At 41.4% G+C, this 23,621-nt stretch carries 21 protein-coding genes; 15 read left to right on the top strand and 6 right to left on the bottom strand.

The genetic code is table 11. From position 1 onward, the window contains the following. Positions 1-45: 45 nt before the first annotated feature. Complete coding sequence (locus Q9G97_RS09575; RefSeq protein WP_305898623.1) at positions 46-552, top strand: L,D-transpeptidase; 507 nt, start codon at positions 46-48, stop codon at positions 550-552. A gap of 383 nt (positions 553-935) precedes the next feature. Next, entirely contained in the window at positions 936-1,559 is a 624-nt protein-coding gene (locus Q9G97_RS09570) for a nitroreductase family protein (protein ID WP_305898622.1), read from the top strand. 120 nt (positions 1,560-1,679) lie between these two features. Here Q9G97_RS09570 and Q9G97_RS09565 read toward each other — a convergent pair whose 3' ends face one another. Next, the gene (locus Q9G97_RS09565) at positions 1,680-3,356 is read right to left on the bottom strand and encodes a CYTH and CHAD domain-containing protein (protein WP_305898621.1); all 1,677 of its coding nucleotides are present in this window, start codon (positions 3,354-3,356) and stop codon (positions 1,680-1,682) included. Positions 3,357-3,525: 169 nt separating this feature from the next. Here Q9G97_RS09565 and Q9G97_RS09560 point away from each other — a divergent pair, with 169 nt between their 5' ends. Further along, positions 3,526-4,644, top strand: coding sequence for a DUF4349 domain-containing protein (locus Q9G97_RS09560; RefSeq protein WP_305898620.1), 1,119 nt, complete (start codon positions 3,526-3,528; stop codon positions 4,642-4,644). A 187-nt stretch (positions 4,645-4,831) separates the two neighbouring features. Here the strand turns inward: Q9G97_RS09560 and Q9G97_RS09555 are convergent, their stop codons facing one another. Continuing rightward, the gene (locus tag Q9G97_RS09555) at positions 4,832-6,418 is read right to left on the bottom strand and encodes an isocitrate lyase (protein ID WP_201569751.1); all 1,587 of its coding nucleotides are present in this window, start codon (positions 6,416-6,418) and stop codon (positions 4,832-4,834) included. A 929-nt stretch (positions 6,419-7,347) separates the two neighbouring features. On the opposite strand from Q9G97_RS09555, the gene Q9G97_RS09550 reads away from it, so the two are divergent. Together Q9G97_RS09550 and Q9G97_RS09545 are read left to right on the top strand one after the other, a co-directional pair. Further along, a complete protein-coding gene (locus tag Q9G97_RS09550; RefSeq protein ID WP_201569750.1) occupies positions 7,348-8,337 on the top strand; it encodes a LysR family transcriptional regulator in 990 nt (329 codons plus the stop codon). 301 nt (positions 8,338-8,638) lie between these two features. Then, positions 8,639-10,018 carry an NAD-dependent succinate-semialdehyde dehydrogenase gene (locus Q9G97_RS09545; protein ID WP_305898619.1) on the top strand — a complete coding sequence of 460 codons (1,380 nt, stop codon included), beginning with the start codon at positions 8,639-8,641 and terminating at the stop codon, positions 10,016-10,018. A gap of 141 nt (positions 10,019-10,159) precedes the next feature. On the opposite strand, the gene purN is transcribed toward Q9G97_RS09545, so the two are convergent. Together purN and purM are read right to left on the bottom strand one after the other, a co-directional pair. Next, positions 10,160-10,852, bottom strand: a complete 693-nt coding sequence (gene purN / locus Q9G97_RS09540) for a phosphoribosylglycinamide formyltransferase (protein ID WP_305898618.1) — start codon at positions 10,850-10,852, stop codon at positions 10,160-10,162. Next, the gene (gene purM, locus Q9G97_RS09535) at positions 10,852-11,901 is read right to left on the bottom strand and encodes a phosphoribosylformylglycinamidine cyclo-ligase (RefSeq protein WP_305900315.1); all 1,050 of its coding nucleotides are present in this window, start codon (positions 11,899-11,901) and stop codon (positions 10,852-10,854) included. Before purM ends, purN begins: the two co-directional genes overlap by 1 nt. A 409-nt stretch (positions 11,902-12,310) precedes the next feature. Here purM and Q9G97_RS09530 point away from each other — a divergent pair, with 409 nt between their 5' ends. From Q9G97_RS09530 to Q9G97_RS09520, 3 genes are all read left to right on the top strand, one after another. Continuing rightward, positions 12,311-13,417 carry an AI-2E family transporter gene (locus Q9G97_RS09530; protein WP_305898617.1) on the top strand — a complete coding sequence of 369 codons (1,107 nt, stop codon included), beginning with the start codon at positions 12,311-12,313 and terminating at the stop codon, positions 13,415-13,417. Between the two features lie 310 nt (positions 13,418-13,727). Beyond that, positions 13,728-14,531 carry a DnaA regulatory inactivator Hda gene (gene hda / locus Q9G97_RS09525; RefSeq protein WP_305898616.1) on the top strand — a complete coding sequence of 268 codons (804 nt, stop codon included), beginning with the start codon at positions 13,728-13,730 and terminating at the stop codon, positions 14,529-14,531. 97 nt (positions 14,532-14,628) lie between these two features. Continuing rightward, positions 14,629-15,375, top strand: a complete 747-nt coding sequence (locus tag Q9G97_RS09520) for a DUF2057 family protein (RefSeq protein ID WP_305898615.1) — start codon at positions 14,629-14,631, stop codon at positions 15,373-15,375. Positions 15,376-15,476: 101 nt separating this feature from the next. Here Q9G97_RS09520 and Q9G97_RS09515 read toward each other — a convergent pair whose 3' ends face one another. Continuing rightward, the gene (locus Q9G97_RS09515; RefSeq protein ID WP_305898614.1) at positions 15,477-15,962 is read right to left on the bottom strand and encodes a Dps family protein; all 486 of its coding nucleotides are present in this window, start codon (positions 15,960-15,962) and stop codon (positions 15,477-15,479) included. 308 nt (positions 15,963-16,270) lie between these two features. Next, the gene (locus Q9G97_RS09510) at positions 16,271-16,930 is read right to left on the bottom strand and encodes a YcxB family protein (protein WP_305898613.1); all 660 of its coding nucleotides are present in this window, start codon (positions 16,928-16,930) and stop codon (positions 16,271-16,273) included. A gap of 280 nt (positions 16,931-17,210) precedes the next feature. Here Q9G97_RS09510 and serS point away from each other — a divergent pair, with 280 nt between their 5' ends. From serS to Q9G97_RS09475, 7 genes are all read left to right on the top strand, one after another. Then, positions 17,211-18,497 carry a serine--tRNA ligase gene (gene serS / locus Q9G97_RS09505; RefSeq protein WP_305898612.1) on the top strand — a complete coding sequence of 429 codons (1,287 nt, stop codon included), beginning with the start codon at positions 17,211-17,213 and terminating at the stop codon, positions 18,495-18,497. Between the two features lie 59 nt (positions 18,498-18,556). Next, positions 18,557-18,904, top strand: coding sequence for a hypothetical protein (locus Q9G97_RS09500; RefSeq protein ID WP_305898611.1), 348 nt, complete (start codon positions 18,557-18,559; stop codon positions 18,902-18,904). A 44-nt stretch (positions 18,905-18,948) separates the two neighbouring features. Beyond that, positions 18,949-20,946 (top strand): transketolase, encoded by a 1,998-nt coding sequence (tkt, locus tag Q9G97_RS09495; protein WP_305898610.1) that lies wholly within the window; start codon positions 18,949-18,951, stop codon positions 20,944-20,946. 373 nt (positions 20,947-21,319) lie between these two features. Then, complete coding sequence (locus Q9G97_RS09490) at positions 21,320-21,835, top strand: hypothetical protein (RefSeq protein ID WP_305898609.1); 516 nt, start codon at positions 21,320-21,322, stop codon at positions 21,833-21,835. Between the two features lie 127 nt (positions 21,836-21,962). Beyond that, positions 21,963-22,499 carry a hypothetical protein gene (locus Q9G97_RS09485; RefSeq protein WP_305898608.1) on the top strand — a complete coding sequence of 179 codons (537 nt, stop codon included), beginning with the start codon at positions 21,963-21,965 and terminating at the stop codon, positions 22,497-22,499. 207 nt (positions 22,500-22,706) lie between these two features. Continuing rightward, positions 22,707-22,997 (top strand): HigA family addiction module antitoxin, encoded by a 291-nt coding sequence (locus tag Q9G97_RS09480; protein WP_305898607.1) that lies wholly within the window; start codon positions 22,707-22,709, stop codon positions 22,995-22,997. An 87-nt stretch (positions 22,998-23,084) separates the two neighbouring features. After that, on the top strand, positions 23,085-23,534 hold the full coding sequence (locus tag Q9G97_RS09475) for a DUF6194 family protein (protein ID WP_305898606.1): 450 nt from the start codon (positions 23,085-23,087) through the stop codon (positions 23,532-23,534). Positions 23,535-23,621: the final 87 nt, after the last annotated feature.

Genomic DNA, 23,621 nt, shown 5'->3' with positions numbered 1-23,621 from the left:
AAATAACCTTTAACGACTGACTAAAGAAATAACGGGTTGGGTGTCATGAAAGACTTTGATAAACACATTATCATTAATATTGCTAAACAAAGCTTAAGCTTATATAAGCATGATGTTAAAATTTGCCAATATGGGGTATCAACAGCAAAAAACGGTATCGGCAGTCAGCAAGATAGTGGTTGTACGCCGTTAGGTCGGCATATTATTGCACAAAAAATTGGCGGCCACGAGCCTATAAATGCCGTGTTTGTCGGGCGTGTGCCTACTGGTGAGATACACAGCGCTGAATTTGGTGCTGATTATCCTGAGCGCGACTGGATATTAACTCGCATTCTATGGCTACAAGGCTTAGAAGAAGGCATCAATAAAGGCAGCAATGATAAAGGTGGCTGTGATACTTATCAGCGCTATATCTATATTCATGGTACACCTGATAATGAGTCTATGGATTTACCACTCTCACATGGTTGTGTGCGCATGCGTAATCAAGATATTGTTGAGCTATACGATAAAATAGAGGAAGGAGTGGCTGTCACTATAATCGCCAGCTAATCTAACTCTTATATCAAAAATATAGCTGCAAATTATATAGTCAATCTAATATAAAAAATACAGCGGAACTGATATTAATTTTGCGCAGCCTCTGTCAGCGTAGACACAGCAAGCAAGAAAAATTTATATCAGTTCCGCTTCAATAAATAATGTATCTCTTTTATTTTGAATTAGTCATAGTTGAAAAATATAGCGACAAGATATAGTTACAAGGCTATTGATAAAACGAACTCAACATTAACGATGTATTGTTAAGCTGGTTGTTATAATATTATCGAATATAAGACATTTATAAGTATCACATTTATAAAATGTACACTTATAAAGAGTGCGAAAAAAATCTAACAGCGAAAATTCTAACCAAAACTATAAAGAGAAATGCAATGTCCAAAGCTACACTTGAAACGCTACAACAAGCCTTTAATGAGCGTCGCTCTATCTATGCCTTGGGTAATGAGTTACCTACAGCTCCACAAGCTATCGTCAATATGGCCGAGCGTGTACTATTACATACACCATCATCTTTTAATTCCCAGTCGTCACGATTAGTGGTTTTGTTTGGTGATCAGCACCAACAGCTTTGGGATATTACTGAGCTTAAGTTACGCGATGAAGTGGGCGATGGCGATTTTACTAGCTCTAAACAAAAGATGGATGGCTTTCGTGCAGCGGCAGGCACCGTATTATTCTATGAAGATAAGAAAGTTATCAAAGCCATGCAAGATAAGTTTGCGCTATATGCCGATAGGTTTCCGATTTGGGCCGAGCAAACCTCAGCGATGCATCAATATGCATTGTGGACAGAGCTACGGACTTTAGAAGTTGGCGCTAGTTTGCAACATTATAATCCGTTAATCAATGAGGCTATTGCCAAAGCTTTTTCGATCGATGACGATTGGGATTTGATTGCACAAATGCCGTTTGGCAATATCTTAGAGCCTGCTGGCGAGAAGACGTATCAACCGCTTAACGAGCGTATGAAGGTGCTTGGGCTTGAGTCAAAATAAAGCCAATCACTAGTAGCTAATCGATTTGAGACTAAAAGACAGCTTCATATATTCATAAGTATATAAGCTGTCTTTTTTATGCAAAGTTTATAGCGAAGTAGCTGAACGACTAAGCCTTAATTACCAAAATATAGTAACGTCATTCACTTTAGCCAAGCGTTTTTGGCAGCGTTGTAAGTCACTTTTTGTTAAAGCGGCAAACCAGCCAGCCCCATATAGCGCATTCGTATCCGTTAATGATTTCTTTTGATAACGTTGTTGGTACTGCTGATGGTCATTATACTGCCCTAAGGCTCGTTGTGCTTTGACTAGCTGTTCAATTAAACGTCGGCTTTTCTTACTGCTGTTTTTCTTATCGCTGTATAGTGGGGCTGCAAACTCACTGATATAACGTAAGTCTTTGAGATGCTGGCGCACTTTATGATGTGCTTTATGTTGTAAGGTATCGTGCAAGGCCTTTTGATCTGTAAGCTTAACTCTTTTATCAGCTTCATTATCAGCATCATCAATGTTGACATCACCAGACAATTCATCACTAGCGAGCTTATTAGGCATGGCGTCAGGGTTTTTAAGATCAGCAAGCTTTTGCTCAGCTTTGAGTAGCTTGATATGTTTTTTAGAAAGTAGTTTTGGCAGTATATCGATGGCTAGCATTTTTGCTTGCGGCTCATTGCTAGCGTCACTCATAGTAAACTCAATCAGCTCAAGTAGAGTCAACTGAAAGTCATTAGCCCGTACTGCATTGGTCGGGGTAACTTTCAAACGGGTAAGCTCTGTGCTCCAGTCGACTTTAGGTGCCCCTTGCTGCTGCAACTTACATTCAACATCTGAGGCTAGATAGGCAAGCGCGCGGTAGTCACCAAGCAAGCGCTCCGTTTGTTTGAGGATCGGCTGCCAGTCAGGGTTAATCGCATCTGAGAATTTTTTGAGGACGTTAAGCGCAGTACGTAGACGACGAATACCGATACGTAACTGTAGAACATGGTCGTTGTCCGTACTACCTGCGACGATAGCACTGCTATTAGGGAGTATTTGTAATAGACAGTTATGCACAGTGGCACGGATGAATTCAGCCATGCTACTGTCAGGGTTGACATTGAGTTGAGCAAGATTGGCGCTTACTGCTGGGCTGTAGTCTTGCTGTTTAATGAGCAAGCCACCGCGCTCAGCTTTAGTCACGGTAGATAGACATAACTTATAGCGTTTGCACCACACTTTAGCGGTCGCAAATAAAAACTCAAGCTCACCTGAGACTAGCTCAAATTCGATCTCATGAATAGGGTAGCGTAGGGTTGCATCGATACCATGAATGATCTCGCCACAGTCGTAAGCAACCTCAATGGTATTATTAGTTTCTTCATTTTGACTGCTTTCTTTATCTTCTAATAGACGCGAAACACGCTGTACATCGGTCACATATTGCCGAGTTAGATTTTTGGCTAGTTTTTTTAGCTTAAAGTCAGCCAATGCAGGGGCAATGGCTGTCTCTTTATAAACCGATAAATCAGGAAACAGCTTACCTTCATCAAGCATAGTTTGCACTTGCTCACTATCCAGTATCACATTGTGCTCTAAACGTGCTGCGATACCGTCACCACCCGCTTTGATAGTTTGTACCCATTGCTCACCTTCTTGACGAATACGTAAGCCAATGCCCGCCTTTGCCAGCGTTTGCTTAGGGGTGTCGTAATAATGAGCAGCTAACTGAGTGGTTTGAGAGGACTTAACTTTTGCCTGACGCATCAGACCTTTTAGTCGTGACTCTGGTATCAAAAACTTTAATTCAATCTCTTGCACAGTAAGCTCCTTTATTATAATAAAAGTGATAATACTACTATCGTATGAGAGGCCACTGTGAATAACAAGTAAAACTTCTACAGGTTCATAAGCGAATCACTTGCTAAACGATGTACTTTTATTTAGGAGTCTTTATAATTAGACTAATATATTAAAAAGAGTAACGAGCATGAATAATGAGATACTTAAAGCTGAGCATGACTTATTTAAAAAAAGTCATTTGCAGACATCGTTAACTATTGCGGTGTTAGGGTCTATATTATTAATCAGTGGTTGTAGTGACTCCTCAGAATACGCTAGTGAGGATATGAGTAACGCTGTAGAGACTGAGCAGTCGGTTGACGAGTCATTAGAGTCAGACGTTGCTAACTCACCTATCAAACTAAAGGTCGAAAACCAAGCAGGCGATAGCGAGCAGACTCTCGGGAGTCAAGTCTCAGATATTCAAATTAAAGGTAAAGAGCTGCTAATAACCGCTAATGCTAACTTCAAAGTCGAAGATGTAGTCAAAAGTACTAACGCTATTGAGAGCTTAACCCGTCAGCAGGGCGGTTACGTAGCGCTAAGCCAAACCACTAATATTGAGAATGGCAGCCGTACCTTTATTAAAGGCGATCAGAACGTTACTTTGACCACTTACTATCGTCAAGCGACTATGACTGTACGTATTCCTCGCGAAAAAGTCAGCAGCTTTTTAAAGCAAGTTCAGCAGCAAGTGGCCTTTTTAAATGAGCAATCATTTAGCGCGCAGGATGTAACGCTAGATATTTACCGTGAGCAGCTGGCAGCTAAACTCAATAGCGATATGGCGGCTGATCTAGCACAAGAGCGCCTCAATAGTAAAAATGACAAAGATCAAAATAGTAATGTCGATACGATTGCCGCAACTTATGCCGCGCGTCAACAACAAGAATATGCCCAGCTTGAAAAGATGGATATCGCAGATAAGGTAAAATATAGCACGATAGACTTAACCTTTAGCCAGCCCAATAGCAGCTATAAAGAAACCACCCAAAATCTGGATGTAATCATCGATGCTGAGCGTCCAAGCTTTGGCGCGCAAGTTGGTGAGTCCTTTAGAGAAGGCTGGAATATGCTCAGGGCAGTAGCTCTTGGCATTATACAGCTGTGGTGGTTGGTCGTACTATTCGGTGTTTTCTATCTTATTTATAGACTTATCAAAGCGCTGTACCATAAGCTTTTTAAAAATAGACCGCCTATGAGCGCTGCCAAACGTAAAGAATGGTTTGGCAAGGATGAAAAAGATAAAGATGGCGATATAAAATAACTACTAGCGTGAGTAAGCGTAGGATGCATTTTATGCACCATTAGGTTGATCATCACCTTGATAGTGGTGCGTAGGGCGCACCCTAAGCCTATGATCATATTTCAGCCCACAAAAAAACCGCCCTACATTACGCAGGGCGGTTTTTCAATATTTAAAAGCGATTAATAAATCAGTTAAAGGCTTGAGCCTATTTGAACTGATCCATAGTGTTTTTGCCACCACCAGCTTTTAGAGCATTGTCACCTGAGAAGATCTCTTTATGATCATCACCGATGTCAGAACCTGCCATGGCTTGGTGCTTAACACAAGCGATGCCTTCACGGATCTCTTTACGTTGTACACCAGCAGCATAAGCAAGCATACCGTCTTCACCGAAGTAACCTTTTGCAAGATTATGTACTTCTAGAGCCGCAGTGTGATACGTAGGTAGCGTGATTAAGTGATGGAAAACACCAGCTTCGCGCGCTGCATCTTTTTGGAAGTTTTTAGCCGCTTCATCAGCTGCTTTATCCAAATCAGTACCGTCGTAATCTGCGCTCATTAAGTCATCTTTGTTGTAGCTAGAGATGTCTTTACCAGATTTTTCCCACTCAGCGATAACTTGCTTACGGAAGTTCAACGTCCAGTTGAATGATGGGCTGTTGTTATAAACCAGCTTCGCTTTTGGCTGTTGCTCTTTGATGCGATCAACCATCATTTTGATATGCTCAACGTTTGGCGTTGGGGTTTCGATCCAAAGTAGATCAGCACCGTTTTCTAGAGCGGTTACACAGTCAAGGACAACACGGTCGATGTTAGTCTCTTCACGGAAGCTATATAGGCCGTTAGCTAAACGCTTAGGACGAACCAACTTACCGTTATGCTTAAGTAAGCTATCGTTCTCATTAGCTTGGTCAAGAGTGATCTCTTCCATTTCGATGAAGTCGATGTATTTGGAAGCTAGATCGCCTGGCTCATTTGATACTGGGATTTTTTGCGTTAATGATGCGCCTTCAGAATCAGTACGGGCAACGATAACACCGTTTTCAACGCCTAGCTCTAAGAATGCATAACGAAGCGCATTGATTTTTGAGATGAAGTCTTCATGCGGTACTGTTACTTTACCGGCTTGGTGACCACATTGCTTGGCATCAGATACTTGGTTTTCGATCTGTAGGGCACAAGCACCTGCTTCGATCATCTTTTTGGCTAGCAAATAAGTCGCTTCTTCGTTACCGAAACCGGCATCGATATCAGCGATGATTGGTACAACATGTGATTCAAAGTTTTCGATTTTGTCTTCGATAGCTTTGGTATCTTGGCCCGCTTCTTCAGCAGCGTTTAGCTCACGGAAGTAATCGTTTAATACTTTAGCATCTGCTTGACGTAAGAAAGTGTAGATTTCTTCTACTAGTTTCGGTACTGATGTTTTTTCGTGCATTGATTGATCAGGTAATGGACCAAACTCTGAACGTAGCGCTGCAACCATCCAACCTGACAGGTAGATGTATTTTTTAGAGGTAGTATTGAAGTATTTTTTGTTAGCATACATGGTCTGTTGAGCGATAAAACCATGCCAAGCACCTAAAGACTGAGTGTACTGAGACGTATCGTTGTCATACTCTGCCATGTCTTGACGCATGATGTCAGCGGTGTATTTTGCGATATCTAAACCAGTCTTAAAACGGTTTTGCACCATCATACGGGCGGCATCATTTTCACTGATGTTGTTCCAGTTTCCATGTTGTTTCTTTAGATTACGTACTAATTCTAACGCAGATGTATAATTAGACATCCAAACTCTCCTTGGTGGGTGTAAAAAGACTAACGAAAAACTATCGTTGTAAATGCTGTTGTAACTGTCGTCGTAGAGACAGGCACTATTTAGTTTATTACTTATCGCTGTTGGCTAAGTTTTACTGGGTATTGCTAGGCTTTCATTGTTGCATTATCGAGTAAGTATCAAAAATTTGATACAGATAAATAAGGGTAGCAACGGCGATGGTAATAGTGATATCGAAACTCAGAATAAATTTAAATAATGTTCTAAGTATGTGGTGCAGTTGGAGCTAAAAATTTTTGAGCTAAAACAAAAGATATTTGCTCATCATAATTCTTAGGCTTAATACCCTAAACAAAGTTGAGCAAAAATACAAGCGTTTTAAGCAATCAAATGTAGAAAAAGTAGTTTAGAGCGCTTATTGCTTAGTGATTGCCTAGTAACTGTACTTAGAGCCTATCAGTGCTGCCAGTTATCATAAAAATCACAATACATTGATAAACGAACAAAAATATGACAAGTATTGAGCCAATAACATTTTAGCTATTTCAGAGGTTATCAGTAGTAGGTGTCACTACTTACTCGTCAGAGATGCTACAATAAGAGCTGTCGTGTTGTCAGTCAAAATGGCTGAGTGACGATTCTAATGTTGGTTTAATTTTGACTCATTTGCTGTTGCTTATTTATAAGACTCACTATAACCACTCAATTGAGATTTATCTAGTTTATGATAATTATCTTGAGTATTTATTTTATCTATAGTTGATAGATATCAAAGACTTACCACTAATAATGCAACTTATAATGAGCTTTATTTATTTGAATACCTTTTTATATGACCTATTTAGTAGTTGTAAAGCAGTTAGCAACTATAGTAGCTCTAGTAATAAATTACATCACCAAACCTTTAAATGGCAGTTATTTTAAGGCAAAGAGACATACGTATGAATTTGCAGCGCGTTGATTTAAATTTATTGGTACATCTAGATGTATTGCTCAGAGAAAAAAACGTGACCCGTGCCGCAGAGCAATTGGGCATCACTCAACCAGCGATGAGTAATATTTTACGTCGCTTGCGAAAGTTGTTCAATGACCCTTTGCTAGTACGCTCGTCAGAGGGTATGACACCAACGGAACGTGCGCTTGAGCTACAGCCGCGTATTCGTGAGATATTAGCTGATCTGACGCAAGTGCTTGAGCCGCGTACCGAATTTCGTCCTTATAGTACCTCGCGCGTATTTCGGATTATGACTTCTGATTATGCCGAGGCAACACTGGTACCTAAGTTAGTCAAGGCACTGCGCTCTGAGGCACCCAATGTAATATTAGATTTTTTGACCCCATCAGACGTCTCTTATCGTGATATGGAGCAGGGGCGAGTCGATCTAGCTATCAACCGTTTTAATGAAATACCGCAAAGCTTCCATCAAGTACTAGTGTGGCGTGATACTTTTAGCTGTTTATTATCTGCTGATAACTCTTATGCCAGTCGTTTTAATTTGAAGAATTATCTAAAAAGCCAGCATGTTTGGGTATCAAAGACAGGTATGGGTGTCGGCTTTGGGGTCAATCCCGAAAAGTCAGGCGGACTTGGCTCAATTGATCAAGCCTTGCAACGCTTAGGGCAAAAGCGTCAGATTAGCGTATTTACTCGTCACTATCAGATGCCTGCAATGCTCGCGGCTAATAAAGACTTGATTGCAACTTTGCCGACGCGTGTGGCACGTATGCAAGCGACTAATGACAGTATTATCATGAGAGAGCCGCCATTTTTTATACCTGAGTTTGAGCTGACTATGGCGTGGTCTCCATTATTGCAACATCATCCTGCGCATAGATGGTTAAGACAACTTATCATGCATGTCGCACGTCAAGTCGTTGCTGATGAAGAAAATAAAGAAGAAGACATACCAGTCATTAATCAGATTTTTTGAGTATTCTAAAAATGTATGAGACCAGCCTTAGTGCTGGTTTTTTTTGACTTTAAAACCTAACTAATAAGTAATATTAGTTAGGTAATCTTTATTATCGGGTCACATTGTTAACATCTTCCACACATTTTATAATATCTTGTAAAAGTGTAAGGACAATGTTTTGTTATGATTACTTAGTTAAATAAAAACGCAGATCATATATCGCTTTTGATAAGCAGTGTTCGATAACTGCACAAATGCATGTGAATAATGAAATTAATTTAAAATAACACTAATTCAAAACAATATTAGGATAATAACCATGGCAGATATTACTACTGTAAACCCAGCAACAGGCGAAGACATCAAAGAATATAACTATATGAGTAATGATGAGGTCAATAAGATCGTTGACGCTTCTCATGAAGCATTTTTGCAGTGGCGCACTACCAGCCATGAAGAGCGTGCGAAGGTTCTTAACTCTATTGGCGAGACTTTGATGAAGTACAAAGAGGAGCTATCTCGTCTTATGACTGAGGAGCGCGGTAAACTTTACAGTCAGAGTTTACAAGAAATTGATTTGTGTAAAGCGATTTGTGATTACACTGCAGAGAAAGGTGTGGCCGCGCTTGCTGATGATGAACGTGACATCGAAGGCTTGAAAAAAGGTATTGTTACCTATCAGCCCATTGGCGTCATCTATGGTATGCAGCCTTGGAACTTCCCAGCTTATCAAGTGTTCCGCTATACGATTGCCAATCTAATGGCAGGTAACAGCGTTCTGCTTAAGCACGCAGCAAACGTGACTGGTTCTGGCTTATTAATTGAAAAAATATTCCATGAGTCTGACTTACCGAATGATTTGTTCCGTACTATTCTAATTGATCACGACCAGTCAGAAAAATTAATTGGTAATGATAAAGTACGCGGCGTGACGCTTACTGGTAGTGATGGTGCAGGTAGTATCGTCGGTCAGCAAGCAGCAAAAGCAATCAAAAAAGCAGTCCTAGAGTTAGGCTCAAACGATGCCTTTATCGTGTTAGAAGATGCTGACTTAGAGCTTGCAGTACAAACTTGTACGCTAGCGCGTCTGATCAATAATGGCGAGACTTGTGTGGCTGCAAAGCGCTTTATCGTTGTTGACAGCTTATATGATGAGTTCCGTAAGCGTATCGTTGAAGAGTTTGCAAGTAAAAAAGCAGGTGACCCAATGGATAACAGCTCTGATCTTGGTCCACTAGCGCGTAAAGATCTGCAAGAAAAACTGCATGAGCAAGTGGAAGAGAGCGTAAGTAAAGGCGCTACTATATCAGTTGGTGGTAAATTACCAGAAGGTAAAGGAAGCTTTTATCCAGCGACTATTCTAGAGAATGTTGAAAAAGGTCAACCAGCCTATGATGATGAGCTGTTTGGTCCAGTAGCATCTCTAATACGTGCCAAAGATCAAGATGATGCTATGCGTATTGCTAACGACAGCCGTTATGGATTGGGCGGTGCTATCTTCTCTAAAGATGAAGACAAAGCCATCCGTCTAGCTAATGAGCAGTTTGATACAGGTATGGTCTATATCAATGGTTATGGCCTCGCAAATCCAGCATTACCTTTTGGTGGTGTGAAAAACTCGGGTCATGGTCGCGAGCATGGTGGTTTCGGTATTAAAGAGTTCGTAAACATAAAAGGTGTACACGTTCATAATAGTTAAGAACACGTACAGATTTTAAAGTTAAAACGCTTTAAATATTGAATACCGAAAAGCCCAGTCATTCATAAATTGAGTGACTGGGCTTTTTTGTAGTCGATAGTTTTAAATGGTTACTACTTTTCTTTGCTCTTTGACATTACTTTAACTGTTTAAATATAGCTTCCAAGGTAGTGTTGGCATACAGGTGTATTGCTGATTAGATAATTGCTCGTTGTGCAACGGCAATACACCTTTAGCTAACAACAAAATGGTCCAAGGCAGTAGCTGATGTTCAAGCTTTTGCACACGCGTTTGCAGGCTATTAGCAGTATCTTTTTGAAGAACTTCTAGCAGGGCTTGGGTGAGGACAGCGCCCGCGTCGAGATCAGCGGTGACAACATGAATACTACAGCCGTGCTGACGCTCACCTGCTTGTATAACACGCTGATGAGTATCCAAGCCCTTATAAACAGGCAATAGGGAAGGGTGTAGATTAATCATCGGCGCAATACTGCTATTGATAAAATCAGCACTTAACACGCGCATAAACCCAGCCAAAAGAATCAAATCGGGCTGCCACTCATCAAGCTGCGTGCTGGCGTGACGCTCAAAAGTTTTAATCGTCATGCGCTTGCCACTATCGGTATGGGATAAAACAGCAACGGGAATATCCGCCCTTTGAGCACGGGTGATAGCAAAGGCATCATCACGATTACTAATGACGCCGACTATCTCAATCGGTAGCGCACCTGCTTGCATCGCATCTATCAGAACTTGTAGATTACTGCCATTACCTGAAACCAAAACGGCAACGCGTAACGGCTTGTTATGAATTTTTGTATGGCTGTCTGACATTAACGGTACACCACAGCATCCGCTTCGCGACTAACCATTTCACCTAATTTCCATGCTTTTTCGCCAGCATCATTCAAGGTTTGGATAGCAGCTTCTGCTTTATCTTTTGGTACGACGATAACAAAGCCGACGCCACAGTTAAAGGTGCGGTACATCTCACTTTGCTCAATATTGCCTTGGGTTTGTAACCACGTGAATAGCTCTGAGAACTGCCAGCTGTTGGTATCAATGCTAGCGGCTAAATTATCCGGTAATACCCGTGGCAAGTTATCCGTCAAGCCACCACCTGTAATATGTGACATGGCGTGCAGGGCAGAACTACCAAGGGTATCCTGCAAGGCTTTAATGGCTTTTACGTAGATGCGAGTTGGTGCCATTAGCGCGTCTTGGATAGGCTGGCCATCTAGCTTCTCAGTGCTAGTCGTTACATCGATACCGCTAACTTCGATGACTTTACGTACTAATGAGTAGCCATTAGAGTGCGCGCCGCTTGAGGCAAGAGCGATCAATACGTCGCCTTCTGTTACGTTTTCGCCTGTGATGACTTCCGCCTCTTCAACGACACCGACGCAGAACCCTGCAAGATCATAATCATCGTCTTGGTACATACCTGGCATCTCAGCAGTCTCACCACCGATAAGCGCACAGTTAGATAGCTTACAGCCCTCGCCGATACCCGTGACAACAGTCGCTGCCACATCCACATCCAGCTTACCAGTTGCGTAATAATCTAAAAAGAACAATGGCTCAGCGCCGCAGACTAGTAAATCGTTAACACACATAGCGACCAGATCAATACCGATTGTATCGTGACGGTTCAGCTGTAGTGCCAGCTTGAGCTTAGTACCTACGCCATCCGTGCCAGAGACTAGAAGGGGAGAAGTGTAGCCAGTAGGGATACGACATAGAGCGCCAAAGCCGCCAAGTCCACCGACAACCTCAGGACGGCTAGTAGCTTTTGCTACCGACTTAATACGCTGAACTAATGCGTCGCCTGCATCGATATCGACACCAGCATCTTTGTAGCTTAAAGAGGGCTTATCACTCATGGTCATCTCACCGTTAAATAATGAATTGGATTGCATAGGGAGTTAGTAGGGTCTGTTGAACATTCATAAATAGTCGCTGTCAGTGCCATGATCGAATGTTCAACAGACCCTAATGGATAGTTCCATAATAGTGGGCGCATTATAACCAATAACGGCACTCAATAATAGCAAGCAAAGCAAGGTCATTATCTGCATGATTGTCAGTGATATAGCCGCTCACTCACAGTGACGATATAGATTAGAGAAATGAATAATCACTAAAACACAAAAAAAGACTGCTTTTTTTATTTACTCTGCGATAATGAAGAATTTACACTGCACAAAATCTATATCGTATTTAGATATTCAGCGTTTTTGTTATTCCAATTATTGTCATGCAAATATCAGCGCAAACTTAGGATTACCTTTAATGATTACTCAAACTATAGATCCTTTTTTTAGACGGTTGTTTATCGTCATAGCTGTTGTTATAGCTTTGGTGCTATTGAACATGATGCTACCTGTAATCGTGCCTTTTGTTTTTGCTTTTGTATTGGCTTACTTGTTTAATCCTTTAGTAAAAAAGCTATCAAGATATGTTAGGCGCTGGATCGCAATTATTATCGTTTATGCCACTATCACCTTAGGGATGGCATTATTATTATGGTGGCTGGTGCCAACCTTGTGGTATCAATTGCAAGCGGCTTGGGATTATTTACCAAAAACATTTATTTGGTATAATGAGGTCGGGCGCGAATGGCTGGCTAATAATACGCGCATTAAGATGCCCGAGCTGGAGATTAAGGGGTTGTCTGAGACCTTAGTTGGATACATGCAAACGCATTATCAGTTCTCAGATGCCAGTAACTGGATGAACCAAGTATTAGCCTCAAGCATGAATTTTGTTAATAATGCAGGCCTGATAGTACTCGTGCCTATTCTGACCTTTTATTTTTTATTTAACTGGGATAAGCGTCTACTTAGTTGGAAAATGGCGATACCTGCTGCTTATAGTAAGAAGGTTATTGCTGTAGCACAAGAGTGCGATCGGGCTTTGATGGAGTTCGTCAAAGGGCAGCTGCTGGTTATGGTGCTTTTAGGGGTTATTTATGCGGTTCAGTTGCAGCTGATCGGTCTTGAGCTTGGACTGATTATTGGCATGGGCGCGGGTATTGCTAGTTTTGTCCCTTATTTGGGTTTTGGTCTAGGGTTTATTGCCTCAATTATCGCAGGCTTGTTCCAATTTGGCTTGGATTGGTTTCATTTATCTTTGATAGCTGGGGCATTTTTGGTGGGTCAGGCGGCCGAAGGGTATGTGCTACAGCCCCTGCTATTAGGTGATAAAATCGGTCTATCGCCACTTTGGGTTATATTTGCCGTATTAGCGGGAGCAAGTTTGCTAGGTTTTGTCGGGATGCTTATTGCCTTACCCGTATCAGCGGTACTCAATGTATTATTCCGTCACTTGTATGCTTATTATCGGACTACCGACTTTTATAGAGGTCGCAAACAGCTAGAGCTGTTCGAGAAAAAATAGCGGTAGCTTGTTTAGAGCTTTAGACGATGTATAACAAGTAAAGCAAATGCAGGATAAATAAAGCGCACTCTACAACAAGCTAAAAGAGTGGTTATGGTTCATTATGTTCTTTGATAGTATTTTTTTATTTATAGCCACTTAAGCTCTGCTAACCGTAAAGGACTTGTCAGTCATTTTGCAAATATGGTATATATAGGCGTAGTGGCTGATGTTTTGACTATTGATAGACATAAAATCCACTCTTTATCAACAGACCCTAATATCTAGCATTTTATATTTGATTGCACTGTGCAACCTAAGTTGACGATTCATGGCAAAAGTACAGCTAAGTCTCAATCTGGATATTAAACATGATGCAAGTCTCAGTGACTTTTCAGGTCCTGGTTGGATGTCGATTATTGATGCCGTTCGGCAGTTACATGTCGGCCTGATCGGTCAGCTGTATCTGTTCGGCAGTCCTGCTACTGGCAAGTCGCATCTGTTATCCGCTATTTGTGAGTCTTTTATTGAAATGGACAAGACAGCGATCTGTTTATCTTTAGATGAGCTGATACATGCTGATGTCGATGTTCTATCCTCTCTTGAGAACTTTGATCTGATAGCTATCGATGATCTAGAAGTGCTTGAGCACAGTAGCCAATGGCAAGAGGCTCTATTTCATTTAATAAATCGCAGCCGTGAAGGGCAGCGTCAGCTGCTATTCGCCGCTAATATGCCTGCCAGTAGCTTGCCCTTTAAACTCACAGATCTGCTGACTAGATTAGCGCAAGCACCTGCCTTTAAAGTGCCAAACGGTCACAATTTAGCGGATCGTCAAGCACTTATGCAGTCTATCTTGCGTCGGCGTGGTTGGCAGTTTGATGAGCGTATATTGAGTTACCTGCTCAATGAAGGTCCGCATCGTATCGGTGCGATGATGGAAGTGCTAAATTATATTCAGCCGATGTTCTCAAACTTAGGTCGAAGTAATATCTCCAAAGCAGTGATCAGTGATGCACTATTGACTATTGATGAGCAGACTTTAGCCGCTGAACTCGCTGATATCTCTATAGAAACACAAGTTGATAACGACGCTGCCAATCAGGATCAACATACTATGCCGTTTGATTTTTAGAATAAGAATTTACTGCTTGCTATACAGCAAATTAGTCTATGCTAACAATACCTATATTGAACTATATCGAAACCTTTTACTATTGATAGGATATCTTATGACCCTCTTTACCTCTAAGCTAAAAAAACTCACTACTGCCGCACTATTAATGAGCGTAGGATCAGTCTCTGTGTTATCGCATGCAGAGGTAACGCTATTGGTAGATGACAATATCAAAGTCACCGCTATTAATGGTCAAGAGCTTAAGCAAAGCATATTTCAGCCGCTAACCAAACAATTTACTTTGCAACCTGGGCAGCATGTGCTAACCGCAAAATACGATCGTCTTTACAATTTGCCGCGTGATGAACACGACTATTTGCGCTCAGGTAATATCAGTGTGGCCGCAGACTTAACGGATAATCAGACCTATCGTTTGACTATGCCGGGTCAGCCAGAAGATTATGACGCGGCGAAAGAATATGCCCAGCAGCCGACACTGGCAGTACAACAAAATAATACGGTTATCGCAAGCCAACAAAGTGTCGCTGGCAATGATGGCAGTATATTCTCAGGATTAGGCAAAGCAATTGGTGGCGTATTCGGCGGTAGCGGTGATGCTCAATTACAGAATCAACAAGCTATTGCTGCTTTAGGTCAGCCTACAGCTAACAGTCAGGCTATTGCTCAAGTCAATGCGAGACCTGCTGTCGTTACCTCTAACGCTTATAGTGCAATCCCTGTAAAAAATGTGAGTCAAGCTACTGCTACTCAATCTACCGCAACTTTAGATCAGTTTATGCAGTTATGGCTACAAGCAACCCCAGCTGAGCGTGAAAAAATGCGTCAGTGGGCTGAAAAGTAATATAGACAAACAACTTAAAATTAAGTATTTAAGTTTAAGCAAAGACACAAAAAAAGCACTCAATATAGAGTGCTTTTTTATGGTTCTAATTAAAAAACGTATTAGCCTAAAAATGCATTGTACATCCAAACTAGTTTTTCTTGCTCTTGTACATAGGCGTCAACAAGATCTGCAGATCCTTGATCGTCAGCTTCCGCTGCGACTGCCGATACTTGACGCTGCTCAGCAATAAGCGTTTGCAAACCTGAAACTACACCTCTGACACAGGTGTTTCCATCTTTGACATTTTTGTCCTCTTCAATACTAGTATGCTGGGCAAAGTCACTGTAAGCGTGTAGAGGCGTGCCACCTAAAGTTAAAATACGTTCTGCGATCTCGTCAATCTGTATTTGTAAGGCGGTATAGAGTTCTTCGAACTGCGGATGTAGCGTAAAAAAATGCTCGCCTTTCACGTTCCAATGGTAGCCACGAACGTTGATATAATACATATGATAGCTCGATAGCAAGCCATTGAGCTTGGCGATGATAGTGCTTACATCTGCTTTTTCTAGACCGATCTGATTAGTATTGTTGTCAGTAGTGCTCATAAGAATGTCCTTTTATTATTTGATAGAAAGTTATTGGATAAATATGCCAGCTCAACGCTTAATCAATATCAATTTATAAGATAAGTCGTTTATGCCTTTGATGGTTACTATAGTAGCAAGTCCTCTGCTATAAGTTAAGTTAATCAAATCAAAATCTATGTTGTGTTTTATAAAACTAATAAAAAAGCCCCTTATGATTTAGACATAATGAGCTTCTTTAGGGTCTGTTGAACATTCACAAATGAGCACTGCTGATAGCTAAAACTGTTCTAGTCTAAGTGAAAATAGCAGGTAATGGTTAGCAGAGCTTAAGCAGGTGGCTGCAAGCTTTCAGGATTCAACCCGCGAATAGGTACGACCTCTTGTAGATGCTGGCGAATAGTATCTATCGGGAACTTTTGCGCTTGCAAACGCTTAGGAATAATTTGGCTGCCTTGTTGACCTTTTACCTCAAACATCATAAAGATATAGTCGTCCGTCTCATCCCAGCTTTTTACCGCATTCCACGGGATAACCGCTTGTTGAGTTTGGCCTGCACGCATCTGCATGCCGCGCATCTGTGGGTTAGCGATTAGATCAGGCTGATTAACGGGCATTGCCATCACTAAGCCATGCTTTTGTACACCAAGCTTCATTTGGCGCATCTCGTCAGGCATCTCCTGCTCAGCAACTTGCTTCTCAAATTGCTTTTTGACATACCACTTAAAACCCAGCGTACGCACTATCAAATATACCACGACGGCAACTAGCATTAACCAAAATATGATCGTCGAATAACCAGTAACAAATACTAATCCTACAACAGCTAAGACCGCGACTATCGCCATGATAATCCATTCTTTGGTCTTTAAACTTTTAAGTCCAAAGCTGGGGCTGGCGTTAGTAAATAGCTCATACTGGGCTTGTTGAAACTCAGCCTCAGATAAATTTAGAGCGACAGGTTGCAAGGTATAAGGGTACAAGGCCATAAAAAGTGCTCAAATATTGGAATAAAATATGATGGTGACAGTGAAACAATACACTGCCTATAATTGACGTCTGCTTATCTTACCGAAAAGCATCTATAAAAGAAACATATAAGCCTACTTGAGGCTTTTAATAAAAGTAATAAATAGGTAATGAGGCGCTATAAACTAGAAAACCTGCGCTAAATATAGTCAAATCTACTTGGTCTTGGTATCATAGCAGCAGTTTTAGACAGCTCTCTTGCCGTTTGATTATCCACATTTAGTGTTACAGGCCATTATTATGATCGATTCAAAACGCTTACGCGGTGATTTACTTGACTTACAGCAGCAGTTAGCTACACGCGGCTATACATTAGATATGGAATTTTGGCAGACTATCGAGACTGAGCGTAAATCCTTGCAGATGCAAACCGAAGCGCTACAATCGCGTCGTAATGCTGGGGCGAAAGAAGTTGGCGCACTCAAAAAATCAGGTGGCGATGCCAGCGAGCTTATGAGCGAGATGCAAGGCATCAGTAGCGAGATCAAAGTTGCTGAAGATAATTTGCGTAGCTTACAGGAGCGTATCAATACGGCAGCGATGCAAATTCCTAACATTCCTGCAAGCGACGTACCAGTAGGCGAGTCAGAGGATGACAATGTAGAAGTACGTCAATGGGGCACACCGCGTCAGTTTGATTTTGATATACAAGATCATACCTTTATTGGTGAGACTTTAGGTATGCTCGATTTTGAGGCGGCTATCAAACTAACAGGCAGTCGATTCAATGTACTCAAAGGTCAGCTGGCGCAAATGCACCGCGCCTTGATTCAATTTATGCTCAATACGCATACGATCAAGTACGGCTATACCGAGACTTATGTACCTTATATTGTTAATAGTGAGAGCCTAAGAGGCACAGGCCAGCTACCAAAATTTGAAGACGATCTGTTCAAATTGACCAATCATACTAATAATGAAGATACTGACTTTTATCTTATTCCAACCGCTGAAGTACCGATGACCAATCTAGTACGCGGTGAGCGTTTAGATATCAGCGAATTGCCCTTGAAGTTTACCGCGCATACGCCTTGCTTTCGTAGTGAAGCAGGCTCACACGGTCGCGATACGCGTGGTCTGATTCGCCAGCATCAGTTTGAGAAAGTCGAGATGGTCAATATTGCAACCGCCGATCAATCAGATGACTTGCTTGAGGCGATGACAGGGCAAGCAGAGTACATTTTGCAGCAGCTTAATTTGCCATATCGTACGGTGATGTTATGCACAGGTGATATGGGCTTTAGCGCACAAAAAACCTACGATATCGAAGTCTGGCTGCCAAGCCAAGATACCTATCGTGAGATCTCTAGCTGCTCAAACTGTGGCGACTTTCAAGCGCGACGTATGGGTACGCGAGTCAAAGATGGTAAACAAACTAGCCTTGCGCATACCTTAAATGGCTCGGGACTAGCGGTCGGACGTACGCTACTAGCTATCATGGAAAACTATCAAAACGCGGACGGCAGTATTACTATTCCAGAAGTTCTACGTCCATATATGGGTGGTGTGGATACTATTTCGGCTTAGAACGTCCTAGCCTCAAAAGCGTCAAGATTTAAAAGTAGCAGTATTCAAGGGTATTTATCATGAAGAAGTTTTCTATCATAACTGAGCATTCAGAAACACCAAACCCTGAGTGGTTGTCTATAGAATATCAAATCGTCGACTTGGTAGCTAAAGATAGAGATTTTATGGTTTTGATGAATGCTGACAATGAACAAGATTACATGCAAACTTGCTTTAATCAGGCAACTGACCAAACTGAAGGGTCGTATTGCTTAGAAGTACGAATTCCTATGGATAATAGCTTTAGGCATTATCAAGCTTTTACCGATGATGCGTTTAAAGTTATTGATGAATTTTCCCGATTTTATAAAAGTAAGCCGCTAGATACTAGCTGGTATAGAGATATAACCGCTGAGTTTAACGGTTAAAGATTTAATTTTTAAAAACACTTACTCTAATATTAGGACACGCTATGCCAACCCCAATTAATGAACGCAAACTTGCCAACGCTATTCGCGTTTTATCGTTTGATGCGGTACAAAAAGCCAATTCTGGACATCCAGGCGCGCCGATGGGTATGGCGGATATTGCCGAGGTATTATGGCGTAAGTTTTTGCAGCATAACCCTGCTGATCCAAGCTGGCATAACCGCGACCGCTTTGTCTTATCCAACGGTCATGGCTCAATGTTGATTTACTCACTATTGCATTTGACAGGTTATGACGTTAGCGTTGATGACCTAAAAGGCTTTCGTCAGCTGCACTCAAAAACACCAGGCCATCCAGAGCTAGGTTATACCCCAGGTATCGAAACGACTACTGGACCACTAGGTCAAGGTATTGCTAATGCGGTAGGCTTTGCTATTGCAGAGAAGACCCTGGCTGCTCAGTTTAACCGTGACGGTCATAATATTGTTGATCATCATACCTATGCGTTCTTGGGTGATGGTTGCTTAATGGAAGGTATCAGCCATGAAGTTTGCTCATTAGCAGGTACGCTTAAGCTTGGAAAATTAGTCTTCTATTATGATGATAATGGTATCTCAATCGATGGTAATGTCGAGGGTTGGTTCACGGATGACACCCAAGCACGTTTTGAAGCCTATGGCTGGCAAGTCATCAAAGTCGATGGTCATGATACGGATGCGATTACCGAAGCCACTAATGCAGCGATTGCAGAGACGACTCGCCCAAGCCTCATCATCTGCAAAACCACTATCGGTGCAGGTAGCCCAAATAAGCAAGGCTTAGCCTCTAGCCATGGGGCGCCATTGGGTGATGATGAAATCGCCCTAACTCGTGACGCACTATCATGGAAACATGGCCCATTTGATTTAGATGATGAGATCTACGAAGCGTGGGATGCCAAGCCAAAAGGCGATGTGCTACAAAAGAACTGGCAAGCAGACTTTGAGAATTATAAAAAGGCCTATCCTGAGCTGGCGGCAGAATTATTACGTCGCTTAGAGGGCGAGCTACCAGCAGACTTTAATGCCCAAGCGCAAGCTTATATTCAGCAAACTCAAGAGCAAGGCGGTGATGTTGCCAGCCGTAAAGCCAGTCAAAATGCCATCAATACCTTGCAGCCATTACTACCAGAACTCATGGGAGGTTCAGCGGATCTTGCAGGCTCAAACCTTACGCTATTTAAAGGCGCCAAAGGCATCGAGACTGATAGCGACGGCAACTATATCTATTATGGCGTGCGCGAGTTTGGCATGACAGCTATTGCTAATGGCATTGCCTTGCATGGCGGTTTTATCCCTTATGTTGCAACGTTCCTGATGTTTATGGAATACGCGCGTAACGCGGTACGTATGGGCGCATTGATGAAGCAGCGTATCATCCACGTCTATACGCATGACTCTATCGGTCTAGGTGAAGATGGCCCAACGCATCAGCCAGTTGAGCAATTAACTAGCTTACGTACTACGCCGAACCTACGCACATGGCGTCCGTGTGATGCGACTGAATCAGCGACGGCTTGGGTCGAAGCGATTAAGTCTGCACACAATCCGTCAGCGTTAATCTTTAGCCGTCAAAGCTTGCCGCATCAAGCCCGCGATAGCGAGCAAGTCGCTAATATTACCAAAGGTGGTTATGTCCTAGCTAAAGAGCAAGGCGAGCTGTCAGCTATTATCATTGCGACAGGTTCAGAAGTTGGTTTAGCCATGCAAGCGTATGAGACGCTAAGCAATAATGGAGTAGGCGTACGAGTAGTGTCTATGCCTTGTGCCGAGATATTTGTAGAGCAAGAGAGCGATTATCGCGAGTCAGTATTGCCCGCCAATATTCGTGCTCGTGTCGCTGTCGAAGCGGCGCACGTAGACTACTGGTATAAGTTCGTTGGTCTTGATGGCAAGGTTATCGGTATGACCACTTACGGTGAGTCGGCTCCAGCTGAGGATTTGTATAAAGAGTTTGGTATTACGGCTGATGCTGTGGTTGAGGCTGTGCAGAGTTTGGTTTAATCTGATTTGTAGCCTGCGGCTTTAGCCCAGCATTTAGCTATGATTTGTAGTTGAGTTAATCACATTGCACGGAGAAGAGCTGTTAGATTATTCTAGTGGCTCTTTTTTTGTTTGATCCTGGAGCTAATCCTGCTTTCCGCTCATATCTGCTTCGTCAATAGCGTGCGGACTATCGTGTCTGGACGCGTTCCATCATCCGAGCGACCACCTCCAGCCACAGTCCGCAACGCCATTGTCATCAGCAGGATAACCGCTGCAATCAGGGCTAAAATGCGCCACAAGGCGACTATTGTATGGTAAATTATGAATTAGCACTATAGTCGTTGTGGATTTTTAATTAGCATCTTTGAGTTCGAATATTGTAAGGAAAGTAATGCAAAGGTTTATTCAGATTGTATCGGAAAGTACAGAGTCGCATATTGAAAATTTCAATAGAATTGAAAAGCTAATGTATGATGAACTTCAAACATCAGGTTCAACTAGATTAGTAATAAATCTACAAAAGATGCAATGGGAAAGAGCCATATTTGCTATTGGAATATTTTCATTATTCGAGGCAGTAGTTCAAAATCAATTAGAAATTGAGAAAGGTTCGGCTTTTAAAGAGTTGAAAGAAAAGCTTAAAAGAAATGATAAAACAGAATTACTTATAAAGTTTGAAGAATTTTACTATGCTATCAACGTATTAAAGCATGGGAAGGGTTCATCTTACACAAAACTTTTAGAAAAGCAGAGTAGTCTACCATTCGAGATTACACCTGCTGGTTCAGTATTCAGAAATGAAGGTGATGTCTCTGAAATTGAAACTTTAATTTATGTTGATGATGAATTCTTAAAAAGCTGTTTAGCAGTTATCTGCCAGTGTTATGATGAGTTGTTTAGAATATAGTAATATTTTTTACTTTATTGGACTAATGATTTCATTATTACCAGACACTATTCTACGTTATAGGTTTATTCTGTTAGTACTTCTACATGGCAAAAACGTAAAAAGTAATTATTTAGGATTATAAAATATGGATTGGACTGTAGGAGCAGCTTGGGTACAAGCTATTGGAAGCATCATAGCAATTTGTATTGCAATTTGGGTTCCTTTTAAGTTGGCTAGAAACTCGCAAGATAAAGAAGCAATTGAAAAGGATAATATTTCAAGAGTTATACAAGTGTCTTTACTCCCTGACCTGTATAGATTACGCTCATCGACTAATGATTTTATTGAGTTTCAATCAGGAGAAAAATCATTTCTTGGCGTTGAGAGGGAGCATACAGATTTTGATGATGACTTCTTCAGCTTAATTTATGAGTTTAACAATATTTTAAAAGTGACATCACGAAGTGGTGTGATACAAGAACAACTAACAGAGCTTATATTTATAGTTTTTCAAACTAATGAATTTTTAGCAGAAAATACTAGGTTACAACGGGATGGTTATCATGCTGCTTGGCGTAACCACAAAGATTTATTCATTGAAAAAGCAGAAAAAATTAATAAATCTTCAGATAAAGTTATTAAAAGTATTGAATCTTTATATGGTACTCATTTTATAGATTAAACTTATCAAATAAGCTAACCCTGTAGGAGGTAACCCGTGCGCCATTTACAAACTCAATCGGTGGGTTACGCCTTGTCGTAATTCTCTGCGAGAATTTGACAAGTCTAACGCCACCCTACGGCAAACATCTTACTCAATTTTAAAATCTCTAATATTGATAATGGCGATGTTTACAGAGAGCAGTGCGCAAAATAAAGAGAAAACACTATGATTAAAAACGGTATGCGTCCTATCCATTCAGGCGAAGTATTACGAGAGGATTATCTTAAGCCGCTTAAAATGAGCGCTAATGCTTTGGCTAATAGTCTCGGCGTCACTGCTGCTCGCATTAACGAGATTATTCGTGAAAAGCGTGGAGTCACCGCTGATACAGCCTTGCGTTTAGCGAAGTATTTTGGAGGTAGTGCACAGTTTTGGCTTAATTTGCAGTCCACCTATGAGCTACGCTTGATTGAGACTAATGATTTGCAATTCTTAGATGATATTGAGCCTATTTAATATGATTGCCTTACAGGCTATTTTGAATAAATTTATATATGAGTTGAGAGCATCCCTATGATACCAAATGAGATAATCGAATATATAATGCAAAACTTTGGTGGCGTAAAGCCAAAAACTAGTTGGGGTGAGACGTCGCTGTTTTATAACCCTGATAACATACTGCCGAATGGCGTGTATTTTTGCACGATTAAAGAGCAGGACGGTGATAATGATAGCGCCTCAAATCTTAATCGAGAGAGTGTATTTCGATTAAGTTTAGGTGTTGGTAAAGAAGTTTATATTGAAGTTTTTGGTGCAACGCCTAAACGTCCAGCCAAAGGTGAAACAGTTGATATCGAGCAAGACTTTAGCCAATTGAATTTATTAATGCCGCATCCTATTTATGCTTGGATGGGTTGGATATGTATTAATAGCCCTACGAATGACTCGTTCGCTAAGATGACTAAATATATTGAATTGAGTTATAACAGAGCAGTAAAGAGCTATTTGAAGAATAAAAAAGTCATTGAGCACAATCAGCGCACCAGAATTTAAACTTAAACATCATACTCGTGCGCACAATGGACTTCGGTATGTGTTTTTGCCAAGGATGAGCGAGGAAGTAACAAAGCACTGCTCTAA

This window comes from Psychrobacter sp. M13 (assembly GCF_030718935.1).
Classification (GTDB): Bacteria; Pseudomonadota; Gammaproteobacteria; order Pseudomonadales; family Moraxellaceae; genus Psychrobacter; species Psychrobacter immobilis_G.
Note: the sequence above shows the minus strand (reverse complement) of the source record. Positions and strands in the feature narration are given on the sequence as shown.